15 protein-coding genes are annotated in these 14,467 nt (G+C 35.1%); 9 read left to right on the forward strand and 6 right to left on the reverse strand.

Annotated features, from left to right (window positions below; all coding sequences use genetic code 11):
- The first annotated feature begins 121 nt into the window (after positions 1–121).
- From ccsA to VB248_RS07405, 3 genes are all read left to right on the forward strand, one after another.
- On the forward strand, positions 122–2,695 hold the full coding sequence (gene ccsA / locus VB248_RS07395; protein WP_323296106.1) for a cytochrome c biogenesis protein CcsA: 2,574 nt from the start codon (positions 122–124) through the stop codon (positions 2,693–2,695).
- A gap of 64 nt (positions 2,696–2,759) precedes the next feature.
- Positions 2,760–3,047: a hypothetical protein gene (locus VB248_RS07400; RefSeq protein WP_323296107.1), complete on the forward strand. Its 288-nt coding sequence runs from the start codon at positions 2,760–2,762 to the stop codon at positions 3,045–3,047.
- A gap of 80 nt (positions 3,048–3,127) precedes the next feature.
- Positions 3,128–4,429, forward strand: a complete 1,302-nt coding sequence (locus VB248_RS07405) for a hemolysin family protein (protein ID WP_323296108.1) — start codon at positions 3,128–3,130, stop codon at positions 4,427–4,429.
- 5 nt (positions 4,430–4,434) lie between these two features.
- On the opposite strand, the gene VB248_RS07410 is transcribed toward VB248_RS07405, so the two are convergent.
- Together VB248_RS07410 and VB248_RS07415 are read right to left on the reverse strand one after the other, a co-directional pair.
- Positions 4,435–5,682 carry an isochorismate synthase gene (locus tag VB248_RS07410; RefSeq protein WP_323296109.1) on the reverse strand — a complete coding sequence of 416 codons (1,248 nt, stop codon included), beginning with the start codon at positions 5,680–5,682 and terminating at the stop codon, positions 4,435–4,437.
- A 105-nt stretch (positions 5,683–5,787) separates the two neighbouring features.
- Positions 5,788–6,213, reverse strand: a complete 426-nt coding sequence (locus tag VB248_RS07415; RefSeq protein ID WP_323296110.1) for a hotdog fold thioesterase — start codon at positions 6,211–6,213, stop codon at positions 5,788–5,790.
- Between the two features lie 158 nt (positions 6,214–6,371).
- Between VB248_RS07415 and VB248_RS07420 the strand changes: the two genes are divergently transcribed.
- From VB248_RS07420 to VB248_RS07435, 4 genes are all read left to right on the forward strand, one after another.
- Positions 6,372–7,031 (forward strand): histidine phosphatase family protein, encoded by a 660-nt coding sequence (locus tag VB248_RS07420; RefSeq protein WP_323296111.1) that lies wholly within the window; start codon positions 6,372–6,374, stop codon positions 7,029–7,031.
- Positions 7,032–7,238: 207 nt separating this feature from the next.
- Complete coding sequence (locus tag VB248_RS07425; RefSeq protein WP_323296112.1) at positions 7,239–8,339, forward strand: sensor histidine kinase; 1,101 nt, start codon at positions 7,239–7,241, stop codon at positions 8,337–8,339.
- A gap of 42 nt (positions 8,340–8,381) precedes the next feature.
- Positions 8,382–9,119: a LytR/AlgR family response regulator transcription factor gene (locus tag VB248_RS07430; protein WP_323296113.1), complete on the forward strand. Its 738-nt coding sequence runs from the start codon at positions 8,382–8,384 to the stop codon at positions 9,117–9,119.
- Positions 9,120–9,170: 51 nt separating this feature from the next.
- Positions 9,171–9,806 carry a DUF3267 domain-containing protein gene (locus VB248_RS07435; RefSeq protein ID WP_323296114.1) on the forward strand — a complete coding sequence of 212 codons (636 nt, stop codon included), beginning with the start codon at positions 9,171–9,173 and terminating at the stop codon, positions 9,804–9,806.
- On the opposite strand, the gene VB248_RS07440 is transcribed toward VB248_RS07435, so the two are convergent.
- From VB248_RS07440 to VB248_RS07455, 4 genes are all read right to left on the reverse strand, one after another.
- On the reverse strand, positions 9,803–10,249 hold the full coding sequence (locus VB248_RS07440) for a type II toxin-antitoxin system VapC family toxin (RefSeq protein WP_323296115.1): 447 nt from the start codon (positions 10,247–10,249) through the stop codon (positions 9,803–9,805). The genes VB248_RS07435 and VB248_RS07440 overlap by 4 nt on opposite strands.
- 2 nt (positions 10,250–10,251) lie before the next feature.
- Complete coding sequence (locus VB248_RS07445) at positions 10,252–10,452, reverse strand: hypothetical protein (protein ID WP_323296116.1); 201 nt, start codon at positions 10,450–10,452, stop codon at positions 10,252–10,254.
- A 57-nt stretch (positions 10,453–10,509) separates the two neighbouring features.
- On the reverse strand, positions 10,510–11,568 hold the full coding sequence (locus VB248_RS07450; protein ID WP_323296117.1) for a response regulator: 1,059 nt from the start codon (positions 11,566–11,568) through the stop codon (positions 10,510–10,512).
- Between the two features lie 139 nt (positions 11,569–11,707).
- Positions 11,708–13,297 carry a sensor histidine kinase gene (locus VB248_RS07455; RefSeq protein WP_323296118.1) on the reverse strand — a complete coding sequence of 530 codons (1,590 nt, stop codon included), beginning with the start codon at positions 13,295–13,297 and terminating at the stop codon, positions 11,708–11,710.
- Positions 13,298–13,454: 157 nt separating this feature from the next.
- On the opposite strand from VB248_RS07455, the gene VB248_RS07460 reads away from it, so the two are divergent.
- Together VB248_RS07460 and VB248_RS07465 are read left to right on the forward strand one after the other, a co-directional pair.
- The gene (locus tag VB248_RS07460; RefSeq protein WP_323296119.1) at positions 13,455–13,865 is read left to right on the forward strand and encodes a hypothetical protein; all 411 of its coding nucleotides are present in this window, start codon (positions 13,455–13,457) and stop codon (positions 13,863–13,865) included.
- A 50-nt stretch (positions 13,866–13,915) separates the two neighbouring features.
- Positions 13,916–14,248, forward strand: coding sequence for a hypothetical protein (locus tag VB248_RS07465; protein WP_323296120.1), 333 nt, complete (start codon positions 13,916–13,918; stop codon positions 14,246–14,248).
- The last annotated feature ends 219 nt before the right edge of the window (positions 14,249–14,467 follow it).

The raw sequence follows: 14,467 nt of genomic DNA on the forward strand, positions 1-14,467 counted from the left end.
CAGCATTCATACTTATAAAGACTACTTATTCAACATTACGATAGTTTATATTAAAGATTTTGGAAAGAACGCTTCGGAAAGATTAGTCCGAAATCCGAAATCCAAAATCCCCAATCCCTTTATGTTACATACAAACATTGGAAATATCGGTCATTTGTTTATCATTTTGTCGTTTGTGGCATCATTGATTTCAACTTTTGGCTACTTCAAATCTGTACAAACGACGGATTTAGCAGAACAAGAATCTTGGAAGCGTTTTTCCAGATATGCCTTTTATATACACGGAGCAGCCGTAGTAGGTGTTATTGTTACTTTGTACACGATTATCTATAATCATTACTTCGAGTACCACTATGCTTGGTCGCACTCATCAAGGGCATTGCCTGTTTATTATATCATTTCATGTTTTTGGGAAGGGCAAGAAGGCAGTTTCTTACTTTGGATATTTTGGCACGCATTCCTCGGTGTAATTCTAATCAATACCAATAAACATTGGGAAGCTCCATTAATGGCTGTTTTTGGGGCAGTACAAGTATTTTTATGCTCAATGATTTTGGGCGTTGTACTTCCCATTATTGATTTGAAAATCGGTTCTTCTCCATTCTTGTTAATGCGTGAAGCCATGCCAGATTTACCAGTATGGGCAATGAAACCAGACTTTATTCCAGAAGATGGAAATGGTTTGAACCCATTACTTCAAAACTATTGGATGGTTATTCACCCGCCAACCCTTTTCTTAGGTTTTGCTACTACGCTTATTCCTTTTGCTTATGCCATTGCTGGGCTTTGGAGAAAAGAATACAGCGAATGGATTCGACCAGCTTTACCTTGGTCTTTAGTATCAGCATTGGTACTGGGTGTAGGTATTATCATGGGTGGATATTGGGCTTATGAAACATTGAATTTTGGTGGATATTGGAACTGGGACCCCGTAGAAAACGCTTCATTTGTGCCGTGGTTGGTATTAGTAGCAACCATTCACTGTATGATTATCTATAAAAATAATGGTGCGGCTTTGCGTACTTCATTTATTTTGGTAGTGGCTACTTTTATTTTGGTTTTATATTCAACGTTCTTGAATAGAAGCGGAATTTTGGGCGAAGCCTCTGTTCACTCTTTTACAGATTTGGGACTTTCGGGACAGTTGTTGGTATATATGTTATTTTTCTTGTTAGTGGCGATTGTCTTTTTAATTATCAGATGGAAAGAGATTCCCTCGGACGAAAAAGAAGTATCTACTTATAGCCGTGAATTCTGGATTTTTATGGGAGCAACTACACTTTGTTTGTCTGCATTCCAGATTATTGCTGCTACTTCATTACCTGTTTACAACAAAATTGTACAAGGTTTAGGCTTTATTTCAAAATTAGCTCCGCCTGCTGACGCCCCTGCTTATTATTCAAAATTCCAATTATGGTTTGCAGTAGGTATTGCTATTTTCTCAGGTATTGGTCAGGCGTTTTGGTGGAGAAAAATAAAAAAGGAAACCGTTAGTAAGCATTTACTTACGCCATTATTATTGAGTTTGATATTGACATTCGTGGGAATTTTCTTCACAACAAAATCTCAGGTTGGCGATTTCTTCTCAAATCCAACTTATATTACTTTACTCTTTGCCAGTATTTTCTCGGTTATAACCAATGGTTCTATTTTGTTAGATATTTTCAAGGGAAATTATAAATTGTCTGGCGGAGCCATTACACACATTGGCGTAGCAATGATGTTGCTTGGTATTTTGTTTTCTTCGGGTTATTCAAAAGTAGTTTCAATCAACAAAAGTGGTTTTGCTATTTCAAATAAAGACGAAGCTTTTACCAAGAATGACGATAAAGAAAATAAAGAAAACGTAATTCTGTGGTTAAATACGCCTTCTGAAATGAGTGATTACACCCTTACTTACAAAGGAGTACGAGTTGAAGGAAGAGAATTACCAGAGTATCTTCATCCAAAACAGGTTGAATTAATTGAAAATGATTTTCATGCCGTTGCTTTAGAAGACATCGTTCAGCAAGGCAAAAAGTATTATTCAAAAGGTGATACTTTACCCGTTTTCCCTGAAAATAAATATTACGAAATTGATTTCAGAGATAAAGAAGGAAAAATTACGACACTCTTCCCAAGATTTCAGATTAACAAAAAAATGGGAAATGCTCCTTCGCCTGCTTTGAAACATACTGCTGGTGGTGACCTTTATACTTATGTGGCACTTGCACCGAATTTAGAAGAAAAGGAGTGGAGTAAAACAGAAAACTATAATGTAGCTGTAAAAGACACCTTCTTTTTGAACGATTACGTAGCAGTTTTGGATGCAGTAACTCGTATTGATACTTATGAAGGAAAACCTCTTGGCCCGAATGATGCAGCCGTTGAAGCTACCATTAAAGTAATGGGAAAAGATTTTAGACCTTACGAAATCAGACCAATATTTGTGATAAAAGATGGTTTAGTAGCGATGCCAGCCGTAGAAAATGATGAAATTGGCGTGAGAGCAAAATTCACTTCTATCGACCCTAAAACTGGTCAATTCGCTTTTGCTATCAATACTACTCAGCGTGATTTTATCGTATTGAAAGCCATCGAAAAACCACTCATCAACTTATTGTGGTTGGGTACTTTTGTACTAATTATTGGTTTTACTTTAGCCATAATCAGACGTTACCGAGAATTTAGATTAATGAGAGACAAAGGTTTTTAATAAACAAAAGCGTTACTGCGAACAATCCAGTAACGCTTTTGTTACCATTAAAACACGAATAATTATGAGTAAGAAAGAAGTACTTCTCCTTTTTGCAGCGGTTGGTTTTATTATTATGTGGATTTTGGACCTTCGTGCTGGTTTACCTGCTGGGCTTGAGCCTACCGTTTGGAACAAAATTTTTTATCATTATTCTTTCTTAATGTTTGCGGTGGTTTGCCTGTTCTACTTTCAGTATAGCAAACAAATTCGTTTGAAAAAAGAAGAAGAGGAGGCAAAAAAGAAAACAATTGTGACTGAAAAAGAAGACAAACAGGCACAAAGAAAAGCATTATTGAAAGGGAAGAAATAATTATAATTAAAGATTTATTTCTATATTTGAGAAAGTAAACACAATTTGTTAGGTATTTCTCTAAGCTCCTAACCCAAAATATGGACTCCCAACAAGCACTAAGTATAATCATTGCCATTGTAGCATCTGCCTTTTTTTCGGGCGTAGAAATGGCTTTTGTTTCTGCTAATAAGCTCTATTTTGAACTCCAAGCCAAACAAGGAGTAATAACAGGGCAAATTATTTCTAATTATCTAAAAAATCCTTCAAAATTTATCGGTACAATGCTCATCGGAAACACGCTTTCTTTGGTGGCTTACGGTATTTTTATGGAAGGATATTTACACCATGAAATCGAAGCTTACTTGCCCATTTCGGGGATTGCGGCTGGGCTAATTGCTTCATTTATTGGTACAATTATCATTTTAGCTACTTCTGAATTTACGCCAAAAAGTATTTTTTTATTAAATCCCGACGGCTTTTTAGAAGTATTGGCCATTCCAATTCTGATTATCTATACTTTAATGTACCCATTAGTTTGGGCAATTGTTGGTTTATCTAAATGGTTTATCAATAATGTATTACGCTTGGAGTATTCAGAAGAAAGACCCGCTTTTGGTTTGACGGATTTGAATAATTATCTACAAAACCTCAATCGAAAAGTATCCACAGAAGAAGAAGCCGAAGTAGATACCAAGATTTTCAATAATGCTCTTGAATTTAAACAAGTAAAAGTGCGTGATTGTATGATTCCGAGAACAGACATTGTGGCGGTGGATATTGAAGGTGGCGTAGAAGAACTGAAAAAAGTATTTGTAGAAAGTGGTCATTCAAGAGTATTGGTTTATAAAGAAACCATGGAAGACGTTTTGGGCTATTGTCACTCTTTGGCTTTGTTTAAAAAACCTAAAGAAATACAAGCGATTCTAACGCCGATTCCGATTGTTCCGGAAGCAATGCCTGCAAAAGATTTGCTTTTCCGTTTTTCTAAAGAACATAAATCTCTGGCTTTGGTAGTGGATGAGTTCGGAAGTACTGCTGGTTTGGTAAGTATGGAAGACGTAATGGAGCAGATTTTTGGTGATATTGAAGACGAATACGATGATAATGAGAACCTCACCGAAAAACGCATTGAAGATAAAACCTACTTGCTTTCGGGAAGATTAGAAATTGATTATTTGAATGATAAATACGAATGGAATTTACCAGAAGGAGACTACGATACTTTAGGTGGAATGATTATCAGTGTGAATGAAGATATTCCTGAAATCAACGAAACGATTATTTTGCATCCGTTCAGTTTTCAAATTATTGAAATGACGGATGCCAGAATCGACACAGTGAAGTTGATAATCATCGGTGACATTGAGAAGAAAACCGAATCATTCACAATGAAGCACTAATCGTTTTATAAAATGACATTCATTAGGGTTTGGCATTTCATTTCGGTTTCAAACCATTCTTTTGAAGGATTTGAATCACCTGTAATGCCACAACCTGCAAAAAATGTAGCATGACTGCCTTCAATTTTTACCGTTCTGAGATTGACAAAAAGATGACTTTCTTGCTGAATGTTTACTGGCCCTAAGAAACCACTGTAAAATTCACGCTGATGTAATTCTTGTTGAGCAATCACTTCTAATGCCAAAGGTTTGGGCATTCCACAAACTGCCGAAGTGGGATGAAGTAACTCTAACATAACAGTACCTAACTGAGGAAAATTTACGGCTTTAGTATCTACTTTGTAATCTGTGCGTAAGTGCATCAAATTGCCAGCTTGAACGGTTTTAGGCCCACGCTCGAAGTACTCTCTCAAACGAATTTTCTTGAAACATTCAATAATATAGCGACTTACAAAGGCTTGTTCTTCAATTTCTTTGCCTGACCAACGAATATCGTTTGGCGAAAGCATTGTTCCATTTTCTGCAATTGCCGACTGCGTACCTGCCAAAGACATGGTTTTAAACATTCCCTGTGCATCTACACTGACCAAAGTTTCGGGCGTAGCACCCAACCAAATGGCTTCAAATTCGGGTAAATAAACCAAGGAAATAAAAGCGTTTGGATAGGCACGACAAAGCTTTTGAAAAGCTTCAATTACTTCAAAAGATTCGGGAAGTGTATGGGTTTTGGTTCTTGATAATACTACTTTTTGTAAAGCACCACCTTCAATTACTTCAATGGCTTCAGAAACCATTTTTGAAAAAATACTTTCAGAATAAATACTTTCAAAACCTTGCTCTGATTTTGAAATTGTACTTTTACGGGTTTGGCTTTTGTTAGCCTTGCTTGCTTTTATCGCTGATAAAGGCTTTGAATAATCAATATATTTTTTCTCGAAAATGCTCGCTTGAAGCGAATTTCCCTGTAATTCATCTTCAATTTCTTGGTTATTGCTATCGAAACGATAATATAAATCACCCCTCAAAAACAGGGATTCTCCTTGAAAAGGACTCATTACGAAGCCCGAAGGGAGTTCCTCTAAGTCTGTTTTGGTACGTAAAGTACTTCCAGAAAGGTCAATGATGAGTTGTTTCTCAGTACTTTGAGGCAATTGCCAAAGAGCCAAAGGGAAGCCTTCAGAAAAGGCAATCTGCCAAAGCCTTTCAAGTTTTTCAGTTTGTTGGGAAATATGAAATTCCGAAGTCGGGGTCATATCCTGATGATTTTGGTGGAAAATATAAACGCTTGATAAATCAACATTCTGTTTAGAAATGCGGTTTCAGAAAATTAAAAATAAATGTGTTTTAAAGCAATTAATTTAACTTCTTTTGTCGATAATAGCAGTCGTTAATCTACTTACACAAACTAAATCGCCTTTTTCGTCGGTGATTTTTATGTCCCAAATATGAAGCGTTCTTCCAATCTTCAAAGGAGTACATTTGGCATACACAAATCCCTCACGAGCAGATTTAATATGATTAGCATTAATTTCAATTCCGACGGCAGCTTGCTTTTCAGGATTTTCCAAAGTCATCCACGAAGCAATACTTCCGATAGACTCTGCCAAAACCACCGAAGCTCCACCGTGAAGTAAGCCCATAGGTTGTTTAGTACGCTCATCAACGGGCATTTTAGCACAGATATAACCTTCTGAAATCTCGGTAAATACGATTCCTAAAAAACCAACCATGTTTCCAGTACTGCTTGCATTAAGTTGTTCGAGTGTTAAGCGTGTTTTTATCATCTCTTATGGTTTGTTTATTCTTTAAAAACTGTATTTTTGCGGAAAATTAGTCAAACAATTGAGTATATAATCCTTACATTTTACATAATTTCTTTAAATCTAAAAAATTACCTTTAGAATTGAAGTAATTGCCAAGTAAAATAAAATCATCCGAATCAATGTCTAAGGACCAACAAAGCATTCCCAAAACAAAGACTATTTATTTAATCCGTCATGGAGAAACTGATTTCAACCGTCAGGGTATCGTACAGGGTAGCGGAGTAGATTCAGACCTAAATGAACTCGGTCAAGCACAAGCTGAAGCTTTTTTTAAGCAATATCATCACATTACTTTCGACAAAGTTTATACTTCTGCATTAAAAAGAACGCATCAGTCTGTAAGAAAATTTCTTGAAAAAGGACTTCCTTGGGAGCAACACGAAGGACTTAATGAGATTAGCTGGGGTGTTCGTGAAGGAAAAGTACCCAATGATATTGATAATGAGTATTACAAAATTTTAATTGATAGCTGGGTTTCGGGGAAAGTAGATATGCCTTCTGAAGGTGGCGAAAGCCCGATTGATGTTATTAATCGTCAGAAACCTGTTATTGATTTAATTATTTCACGCCCACACGAAGAAACAATTTTAGTAGCGATGCACGGTCGTGCGATTCGTATTTTACTTACTTTGTTGCTCGAACGGGGATTGCATGAAATGGATACTTTTGAACACGCCAACTTGTGTTTGTATAAATTGGTTTATGATTATGAAAAGGCTAAGTTTTTTGTAGAGCTTGAAAATGACCTTTCACATCTTTCAGAATTGAATATTGACTAAAGAACAAAGGGGAAATATCAATCTTCATGAACTTTAATATTTCCCCTTGTTAAAATGCCTTTTTTCCATTCCTTCTTTTGTCCGTTTATCATGTTCACCTTCCGTTTACTGAATAATTCCCTATGTTTTCATTACATTGCCTTAATTTGTCGTTAAAGAAAGTAAGAGAAAATAAAATTTCCTTACAGAGGAATAAGGTATTGAAATATGTCCAGAGCTAAAGTATATTGGTTACTACAAATATTTGGTTGGTCGGCTTGGCTTGCCAACGAAGCTTTGTTGTATGACAGCCACTACGAAGGAATCTTAGATTGGTTAGGTGCAGCGTTATTGAATTTTGTGATTGTTATCGTTGTAACGCATAATTTCCGGAAAGTCATTAAAAGATATGGCTGGGTAGAGTTGTCAATCAACAGAGTAATTCCCAGAATATTAATTGCTGTGGGAGCGATGTCTGTTTTTATGGCATTTGTAAACATTCCTTTAGATAGTTATCTACTAAAAGATAAAGAAGACGCTGATTTGTGGTCTTTGTTTTTTATTATTCAGTTCATTTTCAATTGGGCTAAACCCATTATGATTTGGACGCTCTTTTACTATGCTTCTCATTATTTTGAAAGAAAATCAGAAGTTGAAGTAGATAAAATCCGTTTAGAATCTTCTGTTCGTGAAACTGAATCTAAAGTACTTCGGGCTCAGATGAACCCGCACTTTATGTTCAATGCCCTCAATAGTATTAGAGCTTTGATTTTAGAAGAACCTGACAAAGCTCAAAAAGCAGTTACACAACTTTCTAATATTCTGAGAAGCTCACTTTTGGCGGACAGACGCAAAACTGTTTCACTTTCGGAAGAACTAAGAACCGTAGAAGATTATTTGGCTTTAGAGAAAATTCGTTACGAAGAACGTCTTCAAGTCCGTAAAAATATTTATCCAGAAACAATGCACGTGCAAGTTCCACCGATGTTATTACAAACATTGGTGGAAAATGCCATCAAACACGGTGTTTCAAAACCTGTAAAAGGTGGTTTTGTGAGTTTGGAGACCAAAATGGTAGGTAAAAATTTATTAATTATTATTAGTAATACAGGTGTTTTAGAAAGTACAGATTCGGGTGGTTTTGGTTTAGAAAACACAGCCCATCGTTTAGAATTACTCTTTGGCCCAGAATCTAAATTTAAAATTTATCAAGCTTCCAAAGATGTGGTAACGGCTGAAATTACGATTCCAATTCCATCTATTGAGCCAGAAAAAGAAACACCATTTTCTAAAATAAGCAATATTGTAAAACCTAAAGTAACAATCTAACGGAGTAAAGATTGGTGTCAGTCGCAAATCCTAAATAATACCATGAAAGCCATAATTGTAGATGATGAACGTTTGGCAAGAAACGAACTAAAACGCTTGCTCGAAAATTTTCCAAAAATTAATATCGTTGGTGAAGCCGCAAATGCTGATGAAGCAGTGGTATTGATTGATGAATTACATCCCGATTTGTTGTTTTTGGATATTCAGATGCCCGGAAAAACAGGATTTGATTTACTTTCCGACCTTGAAGGCAACGTTCCAGAAGTGATTTTTACTACGGCTTATGACGAGTACGCCATCAAAGCATTTGAATTTAATGCTTTAGATTATTTGCTAAAACCAATTGAATTACACAGACTCAGCGAAGCAATACAAAAAGTAGAGGAGGAGTTTGACAGACAAAAACAACTGACAGAAACAACCAAAGACAGTACGACAGTACTGACTGAAAACGACCAAGTTTTTGTAAAAGATGGCGAAAAATGTTGGTTTGTGCGTCTGGGAAATGTGCGTTTGTTTGAATCGATGGGCAATTATGTACGCTTGTACTTTGATGACCAAAAACCATTGGTTTTGAAATCATTGAATGCTTTAGAAGACAGACTCGACCCCAAAACATTTTTTAGAGCCAACCGTAAACATATTATTAATTTAAAATATATACAGAAAATTGAGCCGTGGTTTTCGGGCGGGTTGCAGGTTACTTTGCGTGAAAGTGGCGATAAAATCGAGATTTCTCGTCGTCAAGCCATTCGCTTTAAAGAATTATTAAGTTTATAAACATTACCAGATGGTCGTTAGTTGTAAAATTAATGACCATTTTTCTTTTCTATGAAAAAGCCAAGCATCGACGAATTGCATAATCCCAATTTTTACTCCCTCGTTGAATCTTTCAAGATAGACGAGATGATGGTTTTCTTGATGAAAGAACTAAACAGCAAGCCTAAAACTAATCAATCATTAGTTATGAAAGTGATTGTAATTGCTCTAATGGCTTGTGCTGGTGCTTTTGTTGGCTATACACTTGGAGGGAAACTTAAAGAATTTGATATTCCTTTGATACAAATCAGTTGGGCGTTTTTATTTTTACTTGTAGTATTATTACCGATACACGAGGGAATTCATGGATTGGTATTCAAGCTTTTAGGAGCAGAAAAAGTAGGTTTTGGCTGGACTCCTAAAAGCTTTATGGTTTATGCTTATTCTCAGAAATTTGTAATGACACTCAAAGAAAACGCCATTGTAGCAGTGATGCCTTTTTTAATCATTACTATGGCTTTAATACTTGGCATTTTCGTTCTGCCTTCATACAAAACAATGTTTGTCAGTGCTTTAGTCTTTCATACTTACGGTTGTTTAGGCGATTTTATTCTGATAAAGTATTACTGGAAAAACCGAGCTAAACAAATGTTTACTTACGACGACATCGAAGGCGAAAAAATGACTTACTTTTTTGAGAAGGATTAGACAATAATTTTCCGAATGTGCTTAGGTTTTATAGTTGTTACAAACTTGAAGAGATTAAAGTCTTTTATATTTTCAGTAACAATATAAAAACATCTCACTTTTCTACACAAAGTATATTGAATCGCATCTTCTGTATCTTTACTCTCAATAGATAATGCCTTTTGAAAGTCATTCGCCGTTAAATCAATCAACTTGTAACGACTGATAATTCTACTTACTTCAAGATTAATATCATTTTTGGATACTTTAGCTTTGTCTAAAGTAGAAATTAGTTGAATCAATGAAAAACTGGCAATGTACAAGGTTATTTTTGGGTTTGCCTTTAAAAATTGGATTGCCATTGACGAGTACTTACTTTCTTTACGCTGTTTGCACCGATAGAAAAAGTCGTTAATCAGCACATTCGTATCAAGAAATACATTTGTTAGAATAGCTTCTCCCATCGTTAAGAAATATTGAATTTTTCCTTTTCAATGTCAGTCAATAAATCTAAGTTCTGATTTATCCAAACCTTAATAAAAGTATCATTTAATTCACTTAAATCCAGATTTGCTTTTTTCAACATATATTCAAGCACTGGAGCGATATGAATATCAATTGATATTTTTTTTTCAATTTTATCTTTCTTGCTAATTACCTTTCCCATTGTATTATTCAGATTAGTAATAATAAATTGAATAGCACTTCATCGCACAAATTGCTCTTAACCTCTCAAATTCGCCAATTTTTGTTCTTCAATAATCGTAATTTCACTTCCATTTACTTCAATAAGTTTGTCGGCTTTGAAGTCGCTTAAAGTACGAATTAAGGATTCAGTGGCAGTGCCAACTAATGAAGCCAAATCATCTCTGGAGATTCTAATTGAAAATTTATGCTGATTTTCTGTTTTGTATTTTTTTGAGAGCATTACCAAAGCATCGGCTGTTCGCTTCCGTAGGGAATTATACGCCATTTGTGTCAATTGCTTTTCTTTTTCCTGAATGTCATTTGCGAGCATTTTGATAAACTTATTCGCAACTGATTGATTACGAGTAATTAACTCTAAAAAATCATTTTTCGGAATACCAATGATTTCAGAATCTTCTAAAGCCTCTGCTGATTCCTGATATTCGCTTGCTTCTACAATAGCGATGTGTCCAAAGAAATCACCAGAATTGTACAATCCTGTGACGAACTCTTTGCCATCTCTGTTCGACTGAAAGGTTTTGATTTTCCCCGTTTTCAAGAAATAAAACTTGATAGGTTCGTCTCCTTCGGCATAAATAAGCTGTTTTTTCTTGATAGAAGATACTTTTCTATCTTTTGACAACGAATTTATATCCACATACTCTTTGGCTTGTTGATATAATTCTTCGAGTTGTTCTTGTGTATTTTGGAACGATTTTGAAAGATTTTCAATTTTTTTGAAACGGCTTTCTATCGCATTGAGTAGTTCAATTTCTTGAAATGGCTTTGTCAGATAGTCATCAGCCCCCATTTCCATACCTTTTCTATGGTCAGAGCGTTCGGCTTTGGCTGTCAGGAAAATAAATGGAATATTTTGTAAACTTGGATTTTGACTAAAGATATGCAAGACACCATAACCATCAAGGATAGGCATCATAATATCACAAATTACTAAATCTGGTTTAGTTTGCTGGGCTATTTCTACCCCAATCTTTCCATTTTCAGCTTTTAATACGTTATAACTGGCAAGCTCCAGAATTTCAGCAGTAGTTTCTCTAATATCGTCACTATCTTCGATTAAGAGTATTGTTTTCATGTGATTGTATTTTGACCTCGTTGATGTCCTATTCTAATCAATCTTCGTTGAGCCTAATTGATTAGAACAGGCTAAAATAGCTATTTTAGGTTAAAGATGACAATAATTTTTGTCCGTTTCAACAAATCAACGTAATTTATTACAATCTAAATCGAATACTGAAAGTTGTTCCCGAATTTAATTGGCTTTCTACTACCACTTTACCATTCAGTAATTCGGCATAACGGGCTACTATATGTAAGCCCAAGCCTGTGCCTTGAATGTTGATGGCATTTGCACCTCTGAAAAAACGGTCGAAAAGATGCTTTTGATCTTCTTCCGAAATACCAATTCCTTGGTCTGAAACCCTCAGAATCAACATATTTTTCAGTTTTTCTGTCGTTATTTTTATGATAGAACTGTCATTTGAAAACTTTACGGCATTTGAGCCAAGATTAAGCACAATTTTCCTGAAAAGTGATTTGTCGAGACAAACGTGGTGGTCGCCAATATGATGATAATCAAACTGTTGGTTGTTTTTAACCATCGTGTTGAGGTCAGTAATCGTTTCTTGAATCAGTTTTGGAATATCAAAAATGTCCATTTTGGCTTCAATTTTTCCTTCTTCAAGTTTCCCAACCGACAGAAATTCCTCTAAAATATCCGTAAGATTCCCAACGGCATTCATAATTCTTTGGGTATGTCGCTCACGTTTGGGTTGGTCTTCGGTTTTGCTGTACTTTTCAATCAAAGAAGCCGCCGAAAGTATTGCTGTGAGCGGAGTACGAAATTCGTGTGAAGCCATAGAAACAAAGCGTGATTTCAGTTCACCCAATTCTTTTTCTTTGTTCAAGGCTACTTCCAACTCTTTTTTCTTCTGCTCTAAATTCTTGAGTGTTTCTACCAAAGCATTGGTACGATTGATTACTTCTTTCTCAAGGCTGTCGTTCAATTTTTGAATTTCAGTGGTTTTTATCAACAAATCCATTTCAGCTTTTTTCTTGAAAGTGGCGTCGTTGATAAATGAGATAAAATAAGGCTGGTCGCCAGACTTAAAATGGCTTAAACTAATTTCGACAGGAAAAAGTGTACCGTCTTTTTTACGAGCTTTCAAGTCGAGTCCAATCCCCATCGGACGAGCCTGCGGGGATTGAGTATATTTGTTGTAAGTAACTTTATGCTTTTCTCGAATATTTTGCGGAATAAGTATTTCTAATTTTTTCCCTTCCAATTCGCCGTACTCGTACCCAAACATTACATTGGCGTATCGGTTAGACAAAACAATATTGCCCGTGAGGTCAACCATAATTAAGCCAATGGCAGCGTGCATAAACAAGGCTTCAAAGCGGTCGTTGCCTTCTTTGAGTTCCTGTTCGGTTTTTTTCTGGAAAGAAATGTCATCAATACGAACCAAGTAATAAACGACGTTGCTGTCTTCAAACATTGAAATCTGCAAAGTACCCCAAAACTGAGTTTGATTGTGGGTTTCAAAAAGCGTTTCCTCAATCCAAGTATGTTCTGTTGCTAAATGCGTAGAAATAGCATCATGATTACGAATATTGAGTTTATCTTTTCTAAATCCATGTGGATACTTTTCTGTAAAAGCATCCAAATCAGAAACATCAAGCATTTTTAAGCCAACCTGATTGATAAATTCGTAGCGATGTTCCGAAAAATTATATACGCCCATAAAGGCCGAAGTATCTTCTAAAATAGTTTTTAGAAGAATCTTATTAAAAGGAAAGTCCATGGATTTACTATTTGTGTAAATAAAGGTACAAATTTGCTTAATAGGAAGAAATAAATCTTGACATATCTCATACTTAAATATGATTTTCGTGCTATAAAATTGTCATAATTATTGCCAGCTTTGTATATAAATAATTCAAAATCAAACTAATACAAACATGGAAATTACAGAAAATGCAATTTATGATACTCAGGTGTTTAAGTATGGAGTTTATCACAGAGAAAACGTAAAATGGTTGCAAAATTTAGCTTTTTATCGTGAAGAGTTGACTTATTTTCTAACATTGCAAGATAACGTTAAAAGTAAAAATACTTCCTTGGAAGTGCTTAATCCTGTTTTTGTTTTTGATGTAAGATTAGGCAATCTTCAAAAAGAATCTGAAGAACTTTTATTACACATTAATCAAGAAGAATGGAGTTTTGAAGATGATGCTTTAGGAAGAGATTTCCTTTTGGGCGAAGAAATCTACGACCATCACAACACAATCCGTGAGCGTTATCAGGCATTTGAAAACGAATTTATTACTACCAAACACGAGTTTTATAAGTTTTTATCAAAAGTACTTTAACCAATAAGGAAATGAAATTTGATGTATGTCATCATGAAAACAACAAGTGGATGGAATCTCTAAGATTTTATGCAGGCGAAGTACAGTATTTTAAGAAGCTGTTGAATGAAGTAAAAGAGAAAAATACAGACGAAGACCTACTAAAAACATTGGTAGATTTTGAACATCAGTTTACTTATACGGGTGAAGTGATAGATAACCTGACGATTGGCATTCAAATCCAAGAACAGCTTTTTGCTGATTATGCACAAGACAAACGATTTTTGTTTGACGAGCAAATGGAGCTAATTCATGAACGCCAGCGTTCAGCCTTCGAGGTGCTTGAAAAAGACTTCACTTTACACAAAAGTCACTTGTATCATTTCCTTGGTAAAGTACTTTAAATTGTCTTCTGAAAAGCTCCTACACGTTTTGTGTAGGAGCTTTTTGTTTTATACCACCTCTTGTTAGTGAAGTATTAAAAAAAGGTTATCTATGTTTTATCAAAAATAAATGATGAAAAAAAATCCCTTTAATTTAAAATTTTAGAAACCTTTTTACATGAAATCTTGTTTAATTGTTTAAGTCTTTTTTGACTGTAACTAAAAAAAATACAAAATTTT

Origin of the sequence: Arcicella rigui, from assembly GCF_034929435.1 — a bacterium.
GTDB lineage: Bacteria > Bacteroidota > Bacteroidia > Cytophagales > Spirosomataceae > Arcicella > Arcicella rigui.